Genomic DNA, 1,991 nt, shown 5'->3' with positions numbered 1-1,991 from the left:
CTCATGCCGTCTTCCGAATCGCCGCGAGATCGAGCGCCCACACGCTGTTGTAGACGACACCCTGCACGTTGCTGCGGAACGCGAACGGGATCGCCGGCTGGAAAAGCGGCACGTACGGCCCGATCTGCGCCAGGGTATGCTCGAACTGCCGCAGCATCACGAGGCGCTTCGCGGTGTCCGGCTGCGCTTCCGCCGCGTCGGCGAGCGCCGCGAGTTGCTGCGCCGCGGGGCTGGCCGAGGCCGGCCAGCCGGCGCGCTTCCCGACCACGCGCCCCGGCGCGTAGACGAGAAAGTCGCTCGCGTCTGGGTAATCCGCGGCCCACCCCCACACGCCGAACTGGTCCTTGCCGCCGCGGTAGAGCGTGAGCGCCGTCACGTTGGGCAGGCCGTCGAGCGCCAGCGCGATCCCCACCTTGGCAAGATCGGCCTGGATCTTCTGCGCGATCAGCGATACGGGGATGCCAAACGAGACGGCCTCGCTGGAGTATTGGAACTTGCCTTTGACCTCGGCCAGCCCGGACTCTTTGAGCAGCGAGCGGGCGCGCGCGAGATCGGTCTTCGGCGCCTCGCTGGAGGGCAGCGAGCCCGGCATGAGCGTCGGAATGACGCCCGCGAGCCGCGCGGCGCCCGGCCCCGCGATCTTCATGATCCCGTCGTAATCGAGCGCATAGCGGACGGCCTGCTGCACCTTCGGGTTCGAGAACGGACCGCCCACCTCGGGGTTGTTGTTCATCAGCACGTAGAACGTGGTCGCGGCGGGCGTGGCGCGGATGACGACGCTCGAGACGCGCCGGAGGGGCTCTTCCTGATCCGGCCCGATCGTGGAGGCCACGTCGAGATCCCCCCGCACGACCTGCAGCGCCTGCGTCACCGGGTCCGGCACGTGGCGGATCACGATCCGCTCGAGCCGGGCGGCCGGCCCCCAATGACTCGGGTTGCGCACCAGCACCAGCTCCTGCGACGGCCTGTAGCTCTGAAGCGTAAACGGGCCGCTCCCGGCCGAGTGGGAAAAGAGATACGGCTCGGCGTGATCGCGGTTCTTCGCGTCCGGTCCGGCGTCGCCGCCGTTCTGCATCAAGAGGCGGCTGTCGAGCACGGACAGGCCGGGGTGCGAGAGGATCGGAATGAGGTCCGCCTTCGCCGCCTTGGTGTGGATGACCACGGTCGAAGGAGCGGGCGCGTCGATGCTCTCGACGCCGTCGAAGAGGAAGAGCGTGTTCGCCTTGAGGTTCAAGATGCGGTCGAAGCTCCATTTGATGTCCGCGGACGTGAGCGCGTTGCCGCTGGCGAAGCGCACGCCCGGCCGCAGCGTGAACGTAAACGTCCGCCCGTCGGCGCTCGTCCGCCACGACGTCGCGAGCAGCGGCCGCGGCGTGCGGAGGTCCTCGCCGTAGAACGTGACCAGCGTGTCGTAGCAGGCCTTCTCGACGCTCATCCCGCTCACTTCGATGGTCCGTCCCGGATCGAGCGTGCGAAACTGCGCGATGCCGCCGACGACCAGCGCCCCGCGGTCGCCCGCGGCGGACGCGGCTTCCGCGGGACGCACCGCAGAACCCGGGCCGAGGCCCGGCAGCAGCGGCCCGGCGCCCGCGAGCGCCGCCCCGCCGCCGATCGCCCGGAGCGCGGCCCGGCGGCTAATCTTTCGTGCGCGAGACGATCCGGCAGACGCCGAATGATCCATGCTCTCCCCCTTCCACCCCAGAACGTGCCGTGATGTCTTTCGAGCGCGGTGCCACGCGCCCCTATGCCGGTCCCGCCGCGGCGTGCGCCGCGGGAAAGTTGAGCGGCAACAATCTTCCGTGCCGCCCCCGGCTCGGCGCCCGTCAAGGCCCCGGGCGCCGGCGCACCGAAGCCCTCGCCATGATCGTTTTGCTTGATGATCGGGTCCCCGGCACGCTGGATGAGCTGCTGCCGCGACTCGAGCGCGAGACCGCCCCGGGCGCGTCGGTCGAAGCCTGGCTGTTCGAAGGGGTGACGCGGCGCCGGGCGGC

1 protein-coding gene is annotated in these 1,991 nt (G+C 70.4%); it reads right to left on the bottom strand.

The window, feature by feature from the left end; translation table 11 throughout:
* Position 1: 1 nt before the first annotated feature.
* The gene (locus VGZ23_03120) at positions 2-1,681 is read right to left on the bottom strand and encodes an ABC transporter substrate-binding protein (protein HEV2356586.1); all 1,680 of its coding nucleotides are present in this window, start codon (positions 1,679-1,681) and stop codon (positions 2-4) included.
* Positions 1,682-1,991: the final 310 nt, after the last annotated feature.

It is taken from the genome of bacterium (genome assembly GCA_035945995.1).
Taxonomy (GTDB): Bacteria; Sysuimicrobiota; Sysuimicrobiia; order Sysuimicrobiales; family Segetimicrobiaceae; genus DASSJF01.
The sequence above is the reverse complement of the archived record's forward strand: the minus strand, read 5'-3'. Positions and strand labels throughout refer to the sequence as shown.